Origin of the sequence: Synechococcus sp. 60AY4M2 (assembly GCF_002760375.1) — a bacterium.
In the GTDB taxonomy this organism is placed as follows: Bacteria; Cyanobacteriota; Cyanobacteriia; order Thermostichales; family Thermostichaceae; genus Thermostichus.
In genome coordinates this window covers 780093-798037 of the sequence record NZ_AUMZ01000001.1, presented here as the reverse complement: position 1 = coordinate 798037, position 17945 = coordinate 780093, and the positions used below count along the sequence as shown (strand labels likewise).

Below are 17945 nucleotides of genomic sequence, written 5' to 3'. Positions count from 1 at the left end.
CCTTGTTAGAAACAGACCTGTTGATCCTGGGAGCAGGGGTGGCGGGGGTGTACGCAGCCCTGTGGGCCGAAGCCCAGAGGGCGACAACTCTGGTGGTAAGCAAGGATCCCCTTCCCTCTGGCTCTACCCCTTGGGCGCAGGGTGGGGTGGCTTTTCCTGTGGATGAGGCGGACGTAGAAGCCCATATCCAAGACACCTTGCAAGCGGGCCGCGGCCTGGTGGAAGAAAAGGTGGCTCGCTCCATTGTGGAGGAAGCACCCTTGCACCTGGAGAGACTTTTGCGCTGGGGCCTTCCTTTCCATCCCCAACCTGTCCGGGAAGGGGGCCACTCCCAAGCGCGGGTACGCCATCTGGGGGGGGATCGGAGCGGACTGTGGCTTCTGAGAGGTTTGCTGGCTCGCCTCAACAGGCTGCCTTTGCAGGGCTACACAGCCCTAAGCCTTTTGCTGGCGGGGGACAGGGTAGGGGGGGCCTTGCTGCTTGGCCCTGAAGGGCCGGTGGAGGTGAGGGCCGGGGCAGTTCTCCTGGCTACGGGAGGATTTGGCAGCCTTTTCCCCGTCTCGACAGCTCCCCCGGGGGCCACCGGCGACGGAATGGTGCTGGCCTGGCGGGCAGGGGCCACTCTCAGGGATCTGGAGTTTGTGCAATTTCACCCCACGGCCTTGCCCAATGGAGCGCTGGTGAGCGAGGCAGTAAGAGGAGAAGGGGCTGTTCTCCTCAACGCCTTGGGGGAGCGTTTTATGCCTCGCTATGCGGAGCTGGGAGAGCTGGCGCCGCGGGATGTGGTAGCTCGGGCCGTTTTCTGGGAGCGGCAGCAGACAGGGGGAACCTACCTGGATCTGCGGGTCGTCGAACATCTGGAGGAGCGCTTTCCCACCGTTGTTGCCTCTGCCCGCGCCTTGGGGCTGGATCCCACGAAGGATCTGCTCTCAGTTGTTCCCGCGGCTCACTACGTGATGGGTGGGATCCGAACGGACACTTTCGGCTTCACCGGCCTGCCGGGCCTTTATGCTGCTGGAGAGGTGGCTTCCACGGGCCTGCACGGGGCCAATCGCTTGGCTTCCAACAGCCTCTTGGAAGGGCTGGTCATGGGCAAGCGGGCCGCCTTGGCTGCCTTGCAAGATTTGGGAGAGGTGAGCTTTCCCCGACAGCTGCAGAGGCTACCCGTTCTGGCGACGTCTCCCGACATCCTGCCGGCTCTCAGGCATCGAGTTGGGGAAGCTTTGGGCGTTGTGCGGGAGGGAACACGGCTGCGGGCTTTTCTGACCTTTGTCAAGGCACTTCCCCTGCAGGAAAAGCCTTGGGCCACCCGGGAAGAGGCCGAGGCAGGCAGTCTGCTTTTGCTGGCCCGTCTGGTAGCTCAGGGGGCGCTGCTGCGGGAGGAAAGCCGCGGGGCCCATTTCCGCGAGGATTTTCCTCAGGAAGGGGAGCCTTTCCATACGGAGGTGCGCGGTTCAACTTTTTTCCGGAGACCTCTTGATGCTACGCATTGCTAACGGCAACAGGCATTCCACTCATGGTGAAAGACGCCCGGCCTGTCGATGCGCTCGAAGGTGTGGGCCCCGAAGAAGTCCCGCTGGGCTTGGGTGAGGTTCTGGGGCAGGTTGGCGGTACGGTAGCTGTCGTAGTAGGCCAAAGAAGCGCTGATGGCCGGGAAAGTGCTCCGCACCACTGACGCGAACGGGATTCCCAAGGCAGCCGCTGTGGACACCACCCGCCGCCAGGATCCCTGCCGTTCCTGGAGGGCCTGCTTAAACTCCTCATCTGCCCAGTCTACGCGGGTGTAGTGTTTCTAGTATCGACGAAATCTTCAAGTAGAGCCAGTATAAGCTGCCTCGGTGAGGGAGGATTCCTGGTAAAGGCGGGTGGCAGGAGGAAATCCACAGGCGCTGCCATCTTTGTGGATCACTTTCTCTTCCCAGGGCAGGCGATAGGCCCCATTCACCAAATCCTGCATGTAAAATCCTGCATGTAGGTGTAGGGGCAATCTTGGGCTCCGCCTTTGACGGCCACATAGCCACGGTGTCCGAATTGATAAATGTTGTTTTCCACACCCCAATGGATGCGAGCTTCCCGCACCAAATCTGGGCGCACTTCGCCAGTAATGATTTCATCAGGGCGATGGGATCCCATGACCAGGGGGGTGCCATCAAAGTTGCAGATCATGCCCTCCCCCATAGAATCAAACGTGCCATCCGACCCACACATACACACCGAGGCCGTCACCATCAAATTGCAAAAGGCATTGGCCTGATTGGTAATTTGCCAACTGTGGCGAATGGGGGCAGTATATCCGGCAGTGCGCAACATAATCTCGGCCCCTTTGTAGGCACACTCGCGGGCCATTTCTGGAAACATGCCATCATGACAAATGATCAGGGCAATCTTTGAGCCATTCGGGCCATCACAGACAGGGATCCCTAAATTTCCCGGCTCCCAAGGTTCGACGGGAACCCAAGGATGCAGCTTGCGATAGTACAGTTGTAGGTTCCCTCGATTGTCGAGAATAATGCCGCTGTTATAGGGATTACCCTGCGGGTTGTATTCCATGATTGAGAAGCAGCCCCAAATATCGTTCTCTCAGCAGGCGGCACTGAAGGCAGCTACCTCTGGTCCATCCAGTCGGCACATGATCTCCGGATTAGTGTCCATCGACAGGCCGTGCAGAGAGTACTCCGGAAAGACCACCAAATCCATGCTGGGCATGCTGCGGCGAGCCTTCCCCACCATACTGACTATCTTTTGGGTTTGCGCCGCCAGATCATCGGGAGTAACCACATTGGGTAGCTGCAGTTGCACCAGTCCCAATACAACACCGTTGGGAGTTTTATTCAGGCCACCGAGTCCACTCATGATCAAATCCTTTGCTGATGAAGATGGAATGGGTTAGAGAGTTAGTCGAATGGATTTAAGAACTTGTAAAAGCCGATGTATCGATTTGCTATCTAGCAATCCCAGCTTAGGTAGATAATGGTAGGTAATGGGTGAACCTTGCTGTAACAAGATAAATTGGTAGTCTTCTCCATTTGTAGCTAATCCCCAAACAAATTCTTGATTTTTTATTCCTTTGTAAGCATAGGTCAATAATTGGGGGATGGCCAGGCTTGTAGCTACTGTTCCTCCCTTGGTTTCTATCACGAGGATCCAAAAGCTCTCTCTTGCTCCTCTTCTAATGGCGAGTAAGTCTACACGACCTTTGATGGCAACTTGGCCTTCTTCCTCCTCAACGATAATATCGGCAATATTTTCTTCTAGATTAATTTTGATGTCGCTCGATAGAAAGCCTGCCAGTTTGAGAAGTGGAGAAACAAACAGAAATTTGACTTGCCCTTCATTCAGAGTGTCATCGGCCAGATAGCTAAAATACAATTCCTGGAGTTGGGTCAGCTCCTCAATCTCCCGTTCAGTCAAAGGGGGTAAGTCCAGTTTTTCCTCGAACTCTAAAGAATCTCCCCGACACAGCCCTAAGAGCTCGTGAACCTCTCTCAGAGTCAGGGTATTGGCAGGTCGGGTTTGTACAGCGGTCATAACCAGGGATCCCTAAATCGGGTTCACTTCGACTATAGCCAGTCGGCTACTTCCCGGTGCCCAAGGCCCCAGGCATGCCTGCCAGGGTTCGCCGCGGAGAACTGGTCAGGATCATGATCCCCAAGGTCAGCACGTAGGGAGCGGCATTCCACAGGTAGTAGTTGGACTGCACACCCACCGACTGCAAGGCTGGCCCAATCGCCTGAGCTCCGCCGAACAAAAAAGCAGCCAATAAACACTGCAACGGGTTCCACTTGGCAAAGATCACCAGGGCCACGGCCATCAAGCCTTGTCCGCTGGAAATGCGTTCTGTCCAACTGCCGGGGTAGTATAGGGACAGGTAAGCTCCTCCCACGGCTGCCAAGAAGCTGCCTGCCATGATGCACAGAGCCCTTACCTTGGGCACCGAGATCCCCATGGCCCGTGCTGCATCGGGGTTGTCGCCCACAGCCCGCACGAATAGGCCCCAACGAGTGGAGCGAAAGAACCAGTGCATGACAAAGGCCAGGAGGATCCCCAGCAGCAGAAGTGGGCTCAGTTTTAGGGCAGCTTGAATGGCAGGACTGCTGCTCCAATTTCCCAACTCAAAGGCAGGTAGCCGGGGGGCTGCGGGCTGAATGAAGGGTTTGCCCAGGTAAAAGGCCATTCCACTGCCAAAGATGATCATAGCAATGCCCACCGCAACATCGTTAACCCGAGGTTGTTGGGCCAAAAAGGCGTGGATCCCTCCCAAGGCTAAACCGGCAAACCCGGCCACCAATACCCCTAACCAAGGCGCGACCACACTGCCTGCCGTGTTTTGGGTGAGGAAGGAGATGGCGTAGGCGCTCATTGCCCCCATCAACAGGGATCCCTCTAGGCCGAGGTTGATTTTGCCGCTTTTTTCCGTCAGACACTCCCCCAAGCTGACGAACAAAAAAGGCGCACTTCCCCGCAAGGTTCCGGCGATCACCGCCAAGGGGATCCCCCACCATCCTAGGGCTTCTGTTTCCATCTGAGTTTTTCTCCTGACCACTGAATTGGTTACTTGACCAAATCATTGCTACTTCGGGGGCCAGTTATCTAGGCTGGTTCTGAGGGTTCTCGATCCCGAAAAAAGTCGAAGCGCCCGTAGAGGGATTCGCTGTAGAGAATCAGCAAAAAGACAATGCCCTGAAACACCAACACAGTAGCATCCGGCAAATTGTGGGAGCGCTGCAAAATGCTGCCGCTGGCCAGGATCCCTCCCAGGAGGATAGCCATCGCCACTGCTGCGGCTGGGTTTTGTCGAGCGACAAAGGCCACCAGAACGCCGCTGTAGCCATAGCCCACAGTCAAGGACTCATTGACCCGCCCGTGTACGGCAGCCACCTCTACCATGCCCGCCAAGCCGGCACAGGAGCCGGCCAGAAAGGTGATTAACAGTGTGAGTTTACCGACAGCAATCCCCACCATTCGGGCCACCTTTGGGTTACCCCCTATTATGCGCACCGAAAAACCCAACGTGGTGTGTTGAATCAACACATAGGCAACCAGGCAGGCAACGATGCCATAGACCAAGCCGAAGTGGATGCGGGTGCCCCATAGCCGACCCAACATGTTGACCTCGTCAATGGCAAAGCTGGAGGGCTTGCTCAAGAAACTGGGATCCCGCAGCGGCCCCCCCACCCAATGGTTCATCAGGGCAATGGCAATGTAGTTCATCAACAGGCTGCTGATGGTTTCATTCACACCCCGGTAGTGGCGCAGTGCCCCCACCACCATGATCCACAGGCCACCGGCCACCATGCCCGCCAAGGCCATCAGGAAAACGACCACGGGTGGAGCCAGGGATCCCGCCCACAGCCCCATCGCCACAGCTGCCACCCCCCCCATCACCAGAGCTCCTTCATTGCCGATGATCACCAGCCCCATGCGGGCCGGCAGGATGGTACACAGGGAGGTGAGCATCAGGGGAGCCGCCCGTTGCAGAGTATTTTGCCAAGAGAACCAACTGCCGAAGGCAGCTCTATAGATGGAGCCATAGACGGCGAAGGGATTTGCGCCGGCCATGGCACAAAACAAGCCGAAGATCAACAGCGAGGCCAACAAAGCCCCAAAGGGCAGTAGGATCGGCTCAAGGCTGGAGCGCCACCGCAGCGGAACCGAGCGGGAAACAGCAGAAGAGGTGGTAGCCATCAGCTAGAGATACTCCCGATCACGCCTTCCACCAGGTAGTCCATGGATTCCAGCTCGATTGCCCGCTGGCCGTATTCCACTCCGGCAGGGATCACCTCTTTGCCGGTATTGTCTTTGAGAGGGCCTTTGTAAATGACCAACGAGCCAGCTTGCAACTGGGCAAGGGCCGCTTCTCCAGCTTTTTTGGCCTCATCGCTGGCTGCCGGTCCCCAGGGAGAAGTTTTAATGAATTTCTCTTTGATACCCCCCCGAATGAGGTGGGGGATCCCACCGTTCATCAGGGTTTTGCCCGCCTGGATGGCTTCGGCAAGCTGGGTATAGACGCTTGTCCAGTTGTATTCAGCGCCCGTCAAATAGCCCTTGGGAGCCAGCGCCGCTTGGCTGGTGTTGTGACCACAGCTCATCAGACCTCGCCGCTCTGCTGTTTCGATAACGATTTTGGGACTGTCCACATGGCAGGTGAGCACATCGATGCCTTGGTCGGCCATGCTGTTGGCAGCTTCTGCCTCTTTGACAGGTAGAGCCCAATCTCCCGTAAAGATCACCTGAGTGGTGATGTTGGGGTTGACACTCTTGGCTCCTAAGGTAAAGCTGTTGATGTTGCGCAACACAATGGGAATGGGTTTGGCGGCGATAAACCCAAGGCGGTTGCTTTTGGTCATGGAACCGGCCAGCACCCCGTTGATGTAGTGGCCTTCATCCAAGTAGCCGAAGTAGCTACCGACGTTTTTCGGATGCACTCCCTCAATGTAAAGTCCACCGGCGTGAAAGAATTGTACCTCTGGATATTCCTTGGCTACCCGCAGGATATGGGGATCGTAGTAGCCAAAAGAAGTGGGAAAGAGTACCGTTGCCCCATCTTGCTCGATCATGGCCCGCATGGTTTCTTCCACGGCCACCGTTTCCGGCACATTTTCTTCTTCAACGGTTTTCACCCAAGGTAGGCTGGACAAGCCAACTTTTCCCTCTGCATGGGCCTGGTTCCAGCCAAAGTCATCTTTGGGGCCAACGTAAATAAAGCCGATGGTGATCTCTTTCTTGTTCTGGGCCTGGGCACGCCACAACTGTGAGGTCAAGGTGATGGCAGCGGCGGCAGCACCAGAGCGAAGGAGCTGCCTACGAGTGTACAGATGACGAAACAATGGCCGGCTCATGTTGAGAATCCTATTCGTGAATAAGCTTTCTGGAAAGACGAGACCCAGCAGACTCGGTGAGGTTCTGAACCTCTGCTGAACCCCTGGCAGCAACTACTGGATTTATATAGCCTCTATCGAGAAGTTTTGGTAGTCTAAATTACAGTTTTCTCGATTCTTTGATGCTTCACTTTATGCTGGCAAAAGTCCTTCCCGCTCACCCAAAGTTCGGTTAGCCCGTTTTTGGCACTGATAACATTCTCAAGTCTGATGAGTTTTGCGAGTGGGTTTTATGGGTTTTCAATGGCAAGAGGTTGTTGTTCTGGCCGGCCCGGATCTGGTTCCCCATCGCTGCTCCCGCTTCGGGGTAGAACAAGACACCGTTACCTGCATGGAACTGGGGGATCCCATTGTTGGGTTGGGACAGGGATCCTGGGTGATTTTGCCGGCTTTCACCAACAGCCACACCCACATAGGGGATAGCTGTCTGCCGGATGGGGCGACAGGCCTGACTTTGGAAGAGGGGTTCTTCCGACCTGACGGCTACAAATATCGAGAGTTAGCCAAACAGTCGCCGCAACAGCACCTGGAACACATCGCCGCTCACCTGCGCTACATGGCGGCAACGGGCACCATCCGACACATCGATTTTCGCGAGCAGGGGGTCTACGGCTGCCAACTGTTGCGGGAAGCTGCAGCCCAAACCGGGATCCACTCAGTGATCTTGGGCCAGTTTGAGAGCCTCCCTTTCAGTGAGGAGCAATTGCGGCAAAATCGGGATCCCTTAAACCCCCAAGCCTATCAAGAATTGCAAGAGATTCTGGCAGTAGCAGATGGATTTTCCGAGAGCACCCTGAACGATTTGACGGAACCCGCCTGGCGGCAGATCCACGACCTGACCGAGAAAATGGGCAAGCTGCGGGCCATCCACTGTCTGGAAAATGAGGGGTATCGAGAGGTCAGTCTGGCCATCGCCGGACGGGGAGATTTGGAGCGTGCTCTTGATTTTTACCGTCCCCATTTGGTGATTCACGCAACGGTGGCCAACGCAGCGGAAATTCAATTGCTCTCCCGGCATCGGGTGAATGTCGTTTTGAACCCACGGGCCAATGCCAACTTGGGACTGCCTCTCCCGCCGATTGCCCGCCTGCTGGAGAGTGAGGCCAATCTCTTGCTAGGCACCGACAACGGACTTTTGAATAGCCCGAACCTTTTGGCAGAGCTGGATTTCACCTACAAAGTGGCCAAAAGCCAGTTTGGAGATGCGGTGCGCCCTGATCCAGTCGAGATTTTGAAGATGGTGACCAGCAACATCCGACATTTACGGCCTCTACTGGGATCCGATGTGTACGGCTATTTGGATGTGGGGCTGCCCGCCGATTTGGTGGTGCTGGACTTCACCCGTCCTCATTTGCGGGCCAGTCGTCATCTAATTGCGTCGATTCTCACTCGGGTTACCCCGGCAGATGTGGTGCTGACGATGCGGCAGGGCCAGGTACTGTGGCGGGATCCCCAGCGGGTCAACTGATGTCGAAGCTGCGACTGGGAAAAGCTGGTGAAATGCGATTATTCCTGTCTATTTCTGGAAGCGATGTAGGCTCGCCACCCCCCCCAAGCGGTGATGTCCAATTGCCCCTCACACAGGTAGGGTTCGGCTAGGATCCCCAGCACTTCCTCCCCTTCTGCCAAAAGAATGCGGCCCACTGACAAGCCTGGCGGCTCTTGCAAAAGGAGTTGACCCAACCCATGGGCAGGGATTTCCCAAATCTCCAGAGCAATTGCAGAACCGCCCTGGCAAACCCGTACCATGCCTGGATAAAGACCGTCGATGGACCAAAGCCGATAACAAGCGGCTGTTTGGGCTTCCCGCACAAAGCGACCCCCAATTTGCAGTAGGTTCTCATTGAGGGGTAGCCCCCGCATCAGGGTGCCATTCACGGCCAATTTAATGTCCATATCAAATCAAACTCAAACAGATTCTCCTTCGCCTCCAGATCCCCGGCCAGAGAGGGATCCCAAGACCTCCTCATGCTACCCGTTGCTAACGGGAACAGGTGCTCCACTCATGGTGAAAGACGCCCGGCCTGTCGATGCGCTCGAAGGTGTGGGCGCCGAAGAAATCCCGCTGGGCCTGGGTGAGGTTCTGGGGCAGCTCGGCGGTGCGGTAGCTGTCGTAGTAGGCCAGGGAGGCGCTGATGGCCGGGATCGGGATCCCCAAGGCTGCTGCAGTGGCCACCACTCGCCGCCAGGATCCCTGCCGTTCCTGGATGGCCCGCTTAAACTCCTCATCCAAAAGGAGGTTGACTAGCTCCGGATCCCTTTGGTAGGCCGACTGGATTTTGCCCAGGAGGCGGGCGCGGATGATACAGCCCCCCTTCCAAATGCGAGGGATCTCGCTGAAGGTGTACACATAGCCGTGGGCAACGGTGGCTTGCCTGAGCAGGGCCATCCCCTGGGCATAGGAGCAGATCTTGGAACAATAGAGAGCGGCGCGCAGATCCTGAAGGAAGCTGTCGGGATCCCCTTCCAAGGTTGTTCCTGGCCCTGGCAACTGCTGGGAGGCGGCCACCCGTTCCTCTTTCATCGACGAGAGGATGCGAGCCTGCACTGCCGCCTCAATGGTGGGCACCGGCACCCCAAGATCCAGGGCGTCCTTGACCGTCCACAGGCCCGTGCCCTTCTGCCCCGCCTTGTCCAAAATGAGATCCACCAGCGGCTTGCCCGTCTCCGGATCCAGCGTCCCCAAGATCTTGGCGGTAATCTCAATCAAAAACGACTCCAGCTCCGTCTCGTTCCAGGCCTGGAAGATCTCCTGCATCTGGGGGGCTGACAGCTTCAGCCCCCTGCGCATGAGGTCGTAGGCCTCGGCAATCAGTTGCATGTCGCCGTATTCGATGCCGTTGTGCACCATCTTCACGTAGTGCCCACCCCCTTTAGGCCCCAGGTAGGTGACGCAGGGGCCATCGGGCACTTGAGCGGCAATTTTGGTGAGGATGGGCTCCAGTTGCCGATAGGCTTCCAAGCTGCCGCCGGGCATGAGGCTGGGGCCGTTGAGGGCACCTTCTTCCCCGCCGCTCACCCCCATGCCGACAAAGTGGATCCCGCTGGCTTCTAGGACCTCGGCGCGCCGGTCGGTGTCCCTGTAGAGGGAGTTGCCGCCATCGATGAGGATGTCGCCTGGCTCCAGCAGGGGCTTAAGCTCGTCGATGATGGCATCCACCGGCGGGCCTGCCTTAACCATGATCAAGATTTTGCGGGGCCGCTCCATCAGTTGCACCAATTCCGGCAAGCTGTAGGCGGGGGTAATCTGCTTGCCTTGGGCCCTCCCTTGGATAAACTGCTCGGTTTTGGCGCGAGTTCGGTTGTAGACGACAACCGGAAAGCCATTGCGCTCGACGTTGAGGGCCAGGTTTTCCCCCATTACCGCTAGGCCAATGACCGCGAAGCTGGGCTTGCTCATGGTGGGGCAGGGTAACACCTCCCCCAATCTAAGGGGCGATCCGGCCAAGAGGGTTCAGGGATCCTGTTTTCTTCACCTTTTTTTGCCGGCTTTCAAGGACAGCCCAGACTCGCGCGGGTGGAAACCCCGGTTATGGGATGGGATCCCTCTGCTCGCTGGCACAGTTGCCGCAGGGCTGCCCTATCCACGTAGGCGTCGCTAAAGTCGGCGCCGGCAATCTGCGCCCCATCCCAAACGGCCCGCGCGGCGATTGCCCCCCTGAGGTTGGCCCCCCTGAGATCGGCGCCCGCTAGGTTGGCCAGATCCAGCAGGCTGTTGCTGAGATCTGCCCCCGCCAGCTTGGCTCCTGCCAGGTTGGCTTTGGTGAAGGCCACGCCGGCCAGGTTGGCCCCCTGCAAGTCGGCACCCTGCAGGTTGGCGCTGACAAAGCTACTGCCCCGCCAGTCCTGACCCGACAGATCCTGCCCCTGCAGATCGGCGTTGCTGAAGTTGAGACGGGTCTGGCCACCCGCCGGGGATCCCCACAGGCCCCACAGCAGCAGCGTTGCCCCCAGCAGGATCCCTAGAAGGATGCAAAGTGTTGACGGCATCTGGGATCCCCCCTTTAGTACCTCAGGACGCTTCAAAGGGCTCAACTCCTTCCGCAAGTTCTTATCAGAAAATCTAGGTCTAAAACCCTGCCCTCTAGGGCAGCTTTTCTTGGTTTTGGATGTAGGCCACTAAGAGTTGCAGAGGAGCACCCCCAACACTAGAAGCCAAGTAGCTGGGACTCCACAAGGCATTCTTGCCGCAAGGTTTAGGTAGTTTAGCTTGCCCGTACTTGCGACTCGAAACTCCCTTAAGCACATTCACCATTTGAGAGATAGACCACTTGGGCGGGTAGGCAATTAGAAGGCGGACGTGGTCTGCCTCGCCGTTAAACTCCAAGACCTCAAAGTCCATCTTTCGGGCAACACTCTTAAACGCCTCCGCAATCAAGTTCAAACTCTCTTGAGTGAATATCTTTCGCCTGGATTTGTGACAAACACCAAATGGGCCTGCAGGCTAGAAACACTGTTGCGGTCTCTCCTTAATTTCATGTGCTATCTTGGAAATGCCAACTTGACTCTAGCCCATGAAAGCTCGATACAGGTATAGGTTCTACCCCACAGACCAACAGCGGCAGAAGCTTGCCAAGTTGTTTGGCTGTGTCAGGTACGTCTGGAATGAAGCCTTAGCCCACTGCCAAGCCGTTGGGAAGTATCCAGGGTACAACGCTTTGGCCAAGCGCCTAACCGAGCTCAAGCAATCGATTCCGTGGTTGGGCGAAGTTTCAAGTGTTGCTTTACAGCAATCTCTCAGACATTTGGACAAAGCTTACCAGCGTTTCTTTGCCCAGGAAGGAGGTGCGCCGCAGCTCAAAAAGAAAGCAGCCAAGCAGTCAGCAACGCTAACTAGGGGAGCTTTTTCTATCAACGGTAAGCGGGTTTACTTGGCCAAGGTGGGAGCCATTAAGCCTATTTGGAGCCGACCTTTGCCGAGTACCCCTAGTTCCGTCACTGTAATTAAAGACACTGCCGAGCGTTACTTTGTCAGCTTTGTGGTGGAGACGGAACCTGTTAGCATCCCTGCTCGCTCACCCAGTATTGGAGTGGATTTGGGGATTAAGACCTTCGCCGCCACAAGCGATGGGGCCAAGTTCCCCAGTCCCAACTATAGGCCTCTGTACAACCGTATTGCCCAGCTGCAAAAGCAGCTTGCCAGGCGGGTGAAGGGATCCCATCGGTGGGAGCGAACCCGGCTGAGGATTGCCAAGCTGCACAACCGCATTGCCGACATGCGGCTCGACTTCCTGCACAAGTTGTCAACCCAGCTCACGGTCGAAAACCAAGTCGTGTGCTTGGAAGACCTCAACGTTAGCGGGATGTTGAAAAACCGTCGGTTGTCCAAGGCGATTAGTCAGCAGGGGTGGCATACCTTTCGGGCTCTCTGTGAGGGCAAAGGTGAGAAGTACCAGAGGGAAGTGCGCCTCATCGACCGGTGGGAGGCTACAAGCCAGTACTGTTCGGCTTGTGGCTGGCACTGGGGCAAGTTGGATTTGGCTACCCGTGTGGTGGTCTGTGACGGTTGCGGGGCAGTGCATGACAGGGATGTGAATGCCGCCAACAACCTAAAGCAAGTCGGGATGGGGCATCGCCCGACTCTAAAACGGACGTGGAGACTGCGTAAGACTGGCTAGCCAGCAGCAGTCTGTGAAGCGTCAAGAATCTCTCGCCTTTAGGCGAGGGGAGTATGTCAAGTCAACATGCTTTGGTATGAAAGTAGCTTACTTTGACTGCGCAGCGGGCATTGCCGGCGACATGTGCCTGGGGGCGCTGCTGGATTGCGGGGTGCCCCTGGAGTATCTCAACCAGCAGCTCCAGGCCTTGGGCATCGGGGGAGAATACAGCCTGCAGGTGAGTCGCGTGCAGCGCTGTGGGCAGCCTGCCCTGCAGGCGGTGGTGGAGGTGCTGGACGGATCCCCGCCCCCCCGTTCCTGGTTGGAGATCCAGGCTTTGATTGCCGGATCCCACTTGGCCCCCGCAGTCAAGGCCCGCAGCCTCAAGGTCTTTGAGAAGCTGGCCCAGGCGGAGGCAAAGGTTCACCAGGTGCCCCTGGAAAAAGTGCATTTCCACGAGGTGGGGGCCGTCGATGCCCTGGTGGATATCGTCGGCACCTGTGTTGGCCTGGAGTGGCTACAGGTGGAGCGGGTGATCTCCTCTCCCCACCCCATTGGCGGCGGCTGGGTGGACACTGAGCACGGCAAGCTGGCCGTGCCGGTGCCGGCGGTGATTGAGCTGTGGGAAATGGGACGGGTGCCAGTGTTTAGCAATGGCGTAGAAGCCGAGCTGGTCACCCCCACCGGCGCGGCCTTGGCGGTGGCGCTGGCAGAAGCGTTTGGGCCCTGTCCGCCGCTGCGGTTGGAAAAAGTGGGGCGTGGGGCCGGCAGCCGCGAGCTGCCCATTCCCAACATCTTTCGTCTCTGGATTGGCCAGTCCCAGGGGGAAGAGCCGACCGAGATCGTCTCGGTGTTGCAAACTCAGATTGACGATCTCAACCCTCAAGTGATTGCCTATACCTGCGAGCAGTTGCTGGCCCTAGGTGCCTGGGACGTGTTTACCCAGCCCATCACCATGAAGCAAGGGCGGCCGGGAGTGTTACTGACGGTGATCTGCCCGCCGGAGCGGGTGCCGGAGTGCCAAGATCTCATCTTCCGGGAAACCACCACCCTGGGCATCCGCCACTCCCAGCAGCAGCGCACCGTCCTGGAGCGAAGGATCGAGCGGGTGGAAACCCCCTACGGCCTGGTGGACATCAAGGTGGCCTGCCGCCACGGCCACATCGTCAACGCCCAGCCGGAGTTTCGCGACTGTGTGGCCCGCGCCCAAGAGTTCCGCGTGCCGGTCCAGACGGTGTGGCTGGCAGCCCAAGCGGCCTGGCAAAAGCGGCTGCAGGGGGATCCCGCCTAAGAAGGTTGGGCCTTGGACAAGCGCATGCTCGTGCATAAGATCTGGCTGGATATAAGGATTTATGGAGCCAGATCGGAAATGTTCCAGAGTAGGCAACGGGGCTCTTCCTCAGATTCCCGATGGATTGGCTCCTGTTGGACAGAGATGCGGATCCCTGACCTGCTAGCCTGAAAAATATCAATACCCCGCGCTCTTGCCGACAACCGCAACCATGGAATCCCAAGCCGCCCAATTTAACTTCGACCGCCAACTCTGGGATCGCTTTATCAGCGTAGCGCAACCCTACTTCTACCCGCGGGTGCGCTACGGGGGCTGGATCTTCTTCGGCTTGCTAGCAGCATCCATGGTGTTTGTGGTTGCCCTCATGTTTTTTGTCGAGATTGGGGTAACCCTGGTTGGACAGGCTCTTTTTCCAGAGTTCTTCCGCACCCTAGCAGCAGGCTTGGTCGAGCAAACAGAGAGGAATTTAGCCTCGCCGGTGCTATGGGTGGCCGCAGCCAGTTTGGCCCTGAGCAGCCTGGCCTTTGGGCTGGTGTGGCGCCAGATTTGCCGCCGTTGGCTGCAATGGGTGCTGCTGACCTTTTTGCTGTTCCTGTCGCTAACGGTAAACCGGCTGAACGTGATGATCAGCTTTATCTTCCGGTTTATCGACACGGCTCTGCAGCAAAAAGAAGAGAGCACCTTCTGGCAATTTTTGATCATCTATGGCGTGCTGATCATCTCCGCCATCCCCATTTTGGTTATTTACCGATATACACGGCTAAAGCTGGCCCTGTTTTGGCGGGAATGGCTGACCGACTACTTTCTGGATCGCTACTTTGATCGGCGGGCCTACTACGAGCTGGATTCCAACGCCGCTAACACAGAGATCGATAACCCTGACCAGCGCATCTCGGAAGATGTACGCTCGTTTACCGGCACCACTCTTTCTTTTTTGTTGGATATTCTTGACTCCATCCTCACCCTCTACGCCTTTACTGGGATTCTCTACAGCATTTCCCGCCCCCTAGCGGTGGGGCTGGTTATCTATGCTACCATCGGCACCGGGATCGCCATTTTGGCCGGCCGCAAGCTGATTAAAATTAACTTCGATCAACTGCGCTACGAGGCCGACTTCCGCTACAGCCTAGTCCACGTGCGGGACAACGCCGAGTCCATTGCTTTTTACCAAGGGGAAGACCTGGAGCTGAGACAGATCTTGAACCGCTTTGCTGCCGCCTTGCGCAACTTTAATTTGCTGATCATCTGGCAGGCCATTATCGACATTTTTCAGTACGCCTATAACTATTTCACTCGCATTGTGCCCTACGTAATTGTGGCCCCCCTTTACTTTAGCGGCGTGCGCGATTTCGGCACCATTACCCAGGCTACCATCGCCTTTAGCCAGGTGCTGAGCGCCCTTTCGATTGTGGCCAACCAGATCCAGAGCATCTCCAGCTTTGCCGCCGGGATCAACCGCCTGGGATCCTTTTACGAAGCTTTGGAGAATCCTGCCCTGCGCCAGCTGCGCCCTCGAGAAAGTACCATCCAAACCCGCATTGCTCCCCAACTGGCCCTGCAGCAGGTGACTTTGCTAACGCCTAATTCGGAACGAACCCTGGTGCGGGATTTGTCCTTGACTTTAGAGGCGGGCCAACGGCTGCTGATTGTGGGAGCCAGCGGCAGCGGCAAGAGCTCCCTCCTGCGGGCCATTGCCGGCCTGTGGAACAACGGCCAGGGATCCATTGCCCGCCCCGATACCACCGAGATGCTCTTCCTGCCGCAAAAGCCCTACATGCTGCTGGGATCCCTGCGGGATCAACTGCTCTACCCGGGCCGCCGCCGGGATCTTAGCGACGCAGATCTCCTCCGGGTTTTGGCCCAGGTGAACCTGGCCGATTTGCCGGAGCGGGTGGGCGGCTTCGACGTGGAGAAAGATTGGGCTAGCACCCTCTCTTTGGGCGAACAGCAGCGCTTGGCCTTTGCCCGCATTTTGATTACTCAGCCCCGCTACGCCATTTTGGACGAGGCCACCAGCGCCCTGGATGTGGCCAACGAAAAGCTGCTCTACCTGCAACTGCAGCACCTCAACACCACCTACGTCAGTGTCGGCCACCGACCCACTCTCCTGGCCTACCACGATCTGGTCTTGGAGCTGCAGGGCAACGCTGCTTGGAAGCTCTGGTCGGCGGCAGACTACGGCGCCCGCCTGGCGCTGGCCGGCTAGAGATGCTGCCGCAGCTCTCAATCTGCGGCGGCACCCCTCACCCCCATCCCCTCTCCCTCTGGGAGAGGGGGGCAGGCTGTTCTAACCCCAACCCACAGAACTGGACGCGACCCAGGGGAGATGCTACCCTGTTTCACAGGTATTCCGACCGGATTACTGGAGAATCAGATGACTCCCTTTGCCGCCTCTGAGGCCAAGCGCTCCAAGGTGGAGCAGATCAAAGCAGATAGCCACTTCCTGCGGGATCCCTTGCGGCAGGAGCTGGCCCAGGACACCACCCACTTCAGCGAGGCGGCGGTGCAGGTGCTCAAGTTTCACGGCGCCTATCAGCAAGACGACCGGGATCTGCGGCAGCAGCGGAAGCAGGAAGGTCTGGAGCGGGCCTACCAGATGATGTTGCGCACCCGCATTCCAGGGGGGCATGTGCCGCCACAGCTTTACTTGACCCTGGATCGGCTGGCGGAGGAGTACGGCAACGGCACTTTGCGGGCCACCACCCGGCAGACCTTTCAATTACACGGGATCTTGAAGCAAAACCTCAAGGCCACCATTGGCAGCATCATCCGGCAGATGGGATCCACCCTGGCCGCCTGTGGAGACGTCAACCGCAACGTCATGGCGCCGGTCGCCCCCCACAAAAACCGGCCTGCCTACCGCTATGCCCAGGAGTATGCCCGCAAGCTGGCGGATCTCTTGGCTCCGAAGACTTCTGCCTACTACGAGCTGTGGGTGGATGGGGAGGCGGTTCCCATCCCGCCGGTGGATGCGGAAGTCCGGGAAGCGGAGCAGTTTGTCGGCAACGGGGTGAGGCTGGAGGGGCCAGAACCTCTGTATGGCCCGGTCTATTTGCCCCGCAAGTTCAAGACGGCCATCGCCGTAGCTGGGGAGAACACCGTCGATGTGTACTCCCAAGACCTGGGTTTGATCGTGCTCACCGACCGCAAGGGCAACCTCAAGGGCTTCAACATCGTGGTGGGCGGCGGCATGGGGCGCACCCACGGCAAGGAGGAGACCCAACCCCTTTTGGCCCAGAAACTCTGCTTTGCCCCGCCGGAAGCGGTGTACCGGATTTGCCAGGCGGTTTTGGCGGTGCAGCGGGATCACGGCAACCGCTACGACCGCAAGCAGGCGCGGCTGAAGTATCTGGTGCGCGACTGGGGGATCCGCAAGTTTCGCCGCGTGGTCGAGCAGTACCTGGGGGAAAAGCTATTGCCCTTCCGACGGATGCCCAAGTTTGTCCCCAATAGCGACGACTACCTGGGCTGGCACGAGCAGGGGGATGGCCGTTGGTTTTTGGGCCTCTCCATTGAAAATGGCCGCATCCAGGATACGCCGGAGCGGCAGCTGAAAACGGCCCTGCGCAAGATTGTGGAGGAATTTTCCCTGCACCTGCGGCTTACCCCCACGCAGGACGTGATCTTCATCGACATCGAGGAGGGCCAGCGAGAGGCCATTAACCAGATCCTCAAGTCCCACGGGGTGCTCTCCAAAGAGGAGATCCCGGAGCTGGTGCGGCTTTCCATGGCCTGTCCGGCGCTGCCCACCTGTGGCTTGGCCATTACCGAGTCGGAGCGGGCCCTGCCCACCCTGATCCGCCAGTTGGATCAGGTGTTGCGGGAGCTAGATCTGCAGGATTCGCCCTTTTTGGTGCGCATGACCGGCTGTCCCAATGGCTGTGCCCGCCCCTACTTGGCAGAGCTGGGACTGGTGGGATCCGCTCCCGATCACTACCAGATTTGGCTGGGGGCCAGCCCGCAAGGGGATCGCCTGGCTCAGCCGTTTCAGGATCGGGTGCACATCAGCCAAATTGTGCCTTTGATGAGGATTCTCCTGCAGCTCTACAAACAGGAGCGCCACCCCCAAGAGCGCTTTGGCGACTACTGCCACCGGGTGGGGATCCCCTACCTACAGGCCCAGGTGCAGCGGCTCCAGCAGGTTCAAAGCTAAGGGGACTGCCCCTCCCTTCCTCACTG

The 17945-nt window shown here is 57.9% G+C and carries 16 protein-coding genes and 2 pseudogenes; 6 read left to right on the top strand and 12 right to left on the bottom strand.

The features are described 5' to 3' along the window. Positions 1–2 precede the first annotated feature (2 nt). On the top strand, positions 3–1496 hold the full coding sequence (locus tag SYN60AY4M2_RS03475) for an FAD-binding protein (protein WP_099812294.1): 1494 nt from the start codon (positions 3–5) through the stop codon (positions 1494–1496). Here SYN60AY4M2_RS03475 and SYN60AY4M2_RS03470 read toward each other — a convergent pair. The 8 genes and pseudogenes from SYN60AY4M2_RS03470 to SYN60AY4M2_RS03445 all read right to left on the bottom strand — a co-directional run. Beyond that, positions 1493–1759: pseudogene (locus tag SYN60AY4M2_RS03470) on the bottom strand (NADP-dependent phosphogluconate dehydrogenase); the annotation flags it as partial. The gene SYN60AY4M2_RS03475 and the pseudogene SYN60AY4M2_RS03470 sit on opposite strands and share 4 nt — an antisense overlap. A gap of 51 nt (positions 1760–1810) precedes the next feature. Next, positions 1811–1957 (bottom strand): hypothetical protein, encoded by a 147-nt coding sequence (locus SYN60AY4M2_RS14355; RefSeq protein WP_240527711.1) that lies wholly within the window; start codon positions 1955–1957, stop codon positions 1811–1813. Further along, the gene (locus tag SYN60AY4M2_RS14350; RefSeq protein WP_240527710.1) at positions 1942–2550 is read right to left on the bottom strand and encodes a nitrilase-related carbon-nitrogen hydrolase; all 609 of its coding nucleotides are present in this window, start codon (positions 2548–2550) and stop codon (positions 1942–1944) included. Before SYN60AY4M2_RS14350 ends, SYN60AY4M2_RS14355 begins: the two co-directional genes overlap by 16 nt. A gap of 30 nt (positions 2551–2580) precedes the next feature. Beyond that, positions 2581–2853: a hypothetical protein gene (locus SYN60AY4M2_RS14345; protein WP_240527709.1), complete on the bottom strand. Its 273-nt coding sequence runs from the start codon at positions 2851–2853 to the stop codon at positions 2581–2583. Positions 2854–2886: 33 nt separating this feature from the next. Then, complete coding sequence (locus tag SYN60AY4M2_RS03460) at positions 2887–3528, bottom strand: restriction endonuclease subunit R (RefSeq protein ID WP_099812293.1); 642 nt, start codon at positions 3526–3528, stop codon at positions 2887–2889. 46 nt (positions 3529–3574) lie between these two features. Beyond that, positions 3575–4522 (bottom strand): ABC transporter permease, encoded by a 948-nt coding sequence (locus SYN60AY4M2_RS03455; protein WP_099812292.1) that lies wholly within the window; start codon positions 4520–4522, stop codon positions 3575–3577. 68 nt (positions 4523–4590) lie between these two features. Next, the gene (locus SYN60AY4M2_RS03450) at positions 4591–5685 is read right to left on the bottom strand and encodes an ABC transporter permease (protein ID WP_099812291.1); all 1095 of its coding nucleotides are present in this window, start codon (positions 5683–5685) and stop codon (positions 4591–4593) included. After that, on the bottom strand, positions 5685–6839 hold the full coding sequence (locus SYN60AY4M2_RS03445) for a BMP family ABC transporter substrate-binding protein (RefSeq protein WP_099812290.1): 1155 nt from the start codon (positions 6837–6839) through the stop codon (positions 5685–5687). Before SYN60AY4M2_RS03445 ends, SYN60AY4M2_RS03450 begins: the two co-directional genes overlap by 1 nt. 271 nt (positions 6840–7110) lie before the next feature. Between SYN60AY4M2_RS03445 and SYN60AY4M2_RS03440 the strand changes: the two genes are divergently transcribed. Further along, on the top strand, positions 7111–8346 hold the full coding sequence (locus tag SYN60AY4M2_RS03440; protein WP_099812289.1) for an amidohydrolase family protein: 1236 nt from the start codon (positions 7111–7113) through the stop codon (positions 8344–8346). A 38-nt stretch (positions 8347–8384) separates the two neighbouring features. Here the strand turns inward: SYN60AY4M2_RS03440 and SYN60AY4M2_RS03435 are convergent, their stop codons facing one another. From SYN60AY4M2_RS03435 to tnpA, 4 genes and pseudogenes are all read right to left on the bottom strand, one after another. After that, complete coding sequence (locus SYN60AY4M2_RS03435; RefSeq protein WP_099812288.1) at positions 8385–8774, bottom strand: gamma-glutamylcyclotransferase; 390 nt, start codon at positions 8772–8774, stop codon at positions 8385–8387. Between the two features lie 85 nt (positions 8775–8859). Beyond that, the gene (gndA, locus tag SYN60AY4M2_RS03430) at positions 8860–10278 is read right to left on the bottom strand and encodes an NADP-dependent phosphogluconate dehydrogenase (RefSeq protein ID WP_099812287.1); all 1419 of its coding nucleotides are present in this window, start codon (positions 10276–10278) and stop codon (positions 8860–8862) included. Between the two features lie 92 nt (positions 10279–10370). Beyond that, positions 10371–10868 (bottom strand): pentapeptide repeat-containing protein, encoded by a 498-nt coding sequence (locus tag SYN60AY4M2_RS03425; RefSeq protein WP_099812286.1) that lies wholly within the window; start codon positions 10866–10868, stop codon positions 10371–10373. A 94-nt stretch (positions 10869–10962) separates the two neighbouring features. Next, positions 10963–11357 (bottom strand): annotated as a pseudogene (gene tnpA / locus SYN60AY4M2_RS03420) (IS200/IS605 family transposase). A gap of 35 nt (positions 11358–11392) precedes the next feature. Between tnpA and SYN60AY4M2_RS03415 the strand changes: the two are divergent. The 4 genes from SYN60AY4M2_RS03415 to SYN60AY4M2_RS03400 all read left to right on the top strand — a co-directional run bounded on the left by SYN60AY4M2_RS03415 (position 11393) and on the right by SYN60AY4M2_RS03400 (position 17919). After that, positions 11393–12496: an RNA-guided endonuclease TnpB family protein gene (locus SYN60AY4M2_RS03415; RefSeq protein ID WP_099812285.1), complete on the top strand. Its 1104-nt coding sequence runs from the start codon at positions 11393–11395 to the stop codon at positions 12494–12496. A gap of 76 nt (positions 12497–12572) precedes the next feature. Continuing rightward, complete coding sequence (gene larC / locus SYN60AY4M2_RS03410) at positions 12573–13766, top strand: nickel pincer cofactor biosynthesis protein LarC (protein WP_099812284.1); 1194 nt, start codon at positions 12573–12575, stop codon at positions 13764–13766. 211 nt (positions 13767–13977) lie between these two features. Then, positions 13978–15972, top strand: a complete 1995-nt coding sequence (locus SYN60AY4M2_RS03405) for an ABC transporter ATP-binding protein/permease (RefSeq protein ID WP_011429836.1) — start codon at positions 13978–13980, stop codon at positions 15970–15972. 168 nt (positions 15973–16140) lie between these two features. Then, the gene (locus SYN60AY4M2_RS03400) at positions 16141–17919 is read left to right on the top strand and encodes an NADPH-dependent assimilatory sulfite reductase hemoprotein subunit (protein ID WP_099812283.1); all 1779 of its coding nucleotides are present in this window, start codon (positions 16141–16143) and stop codon (positions 17917–17919) included. The last annotated feature ends 26 nt before the right edge of the window (positions 17920–17945 follow it).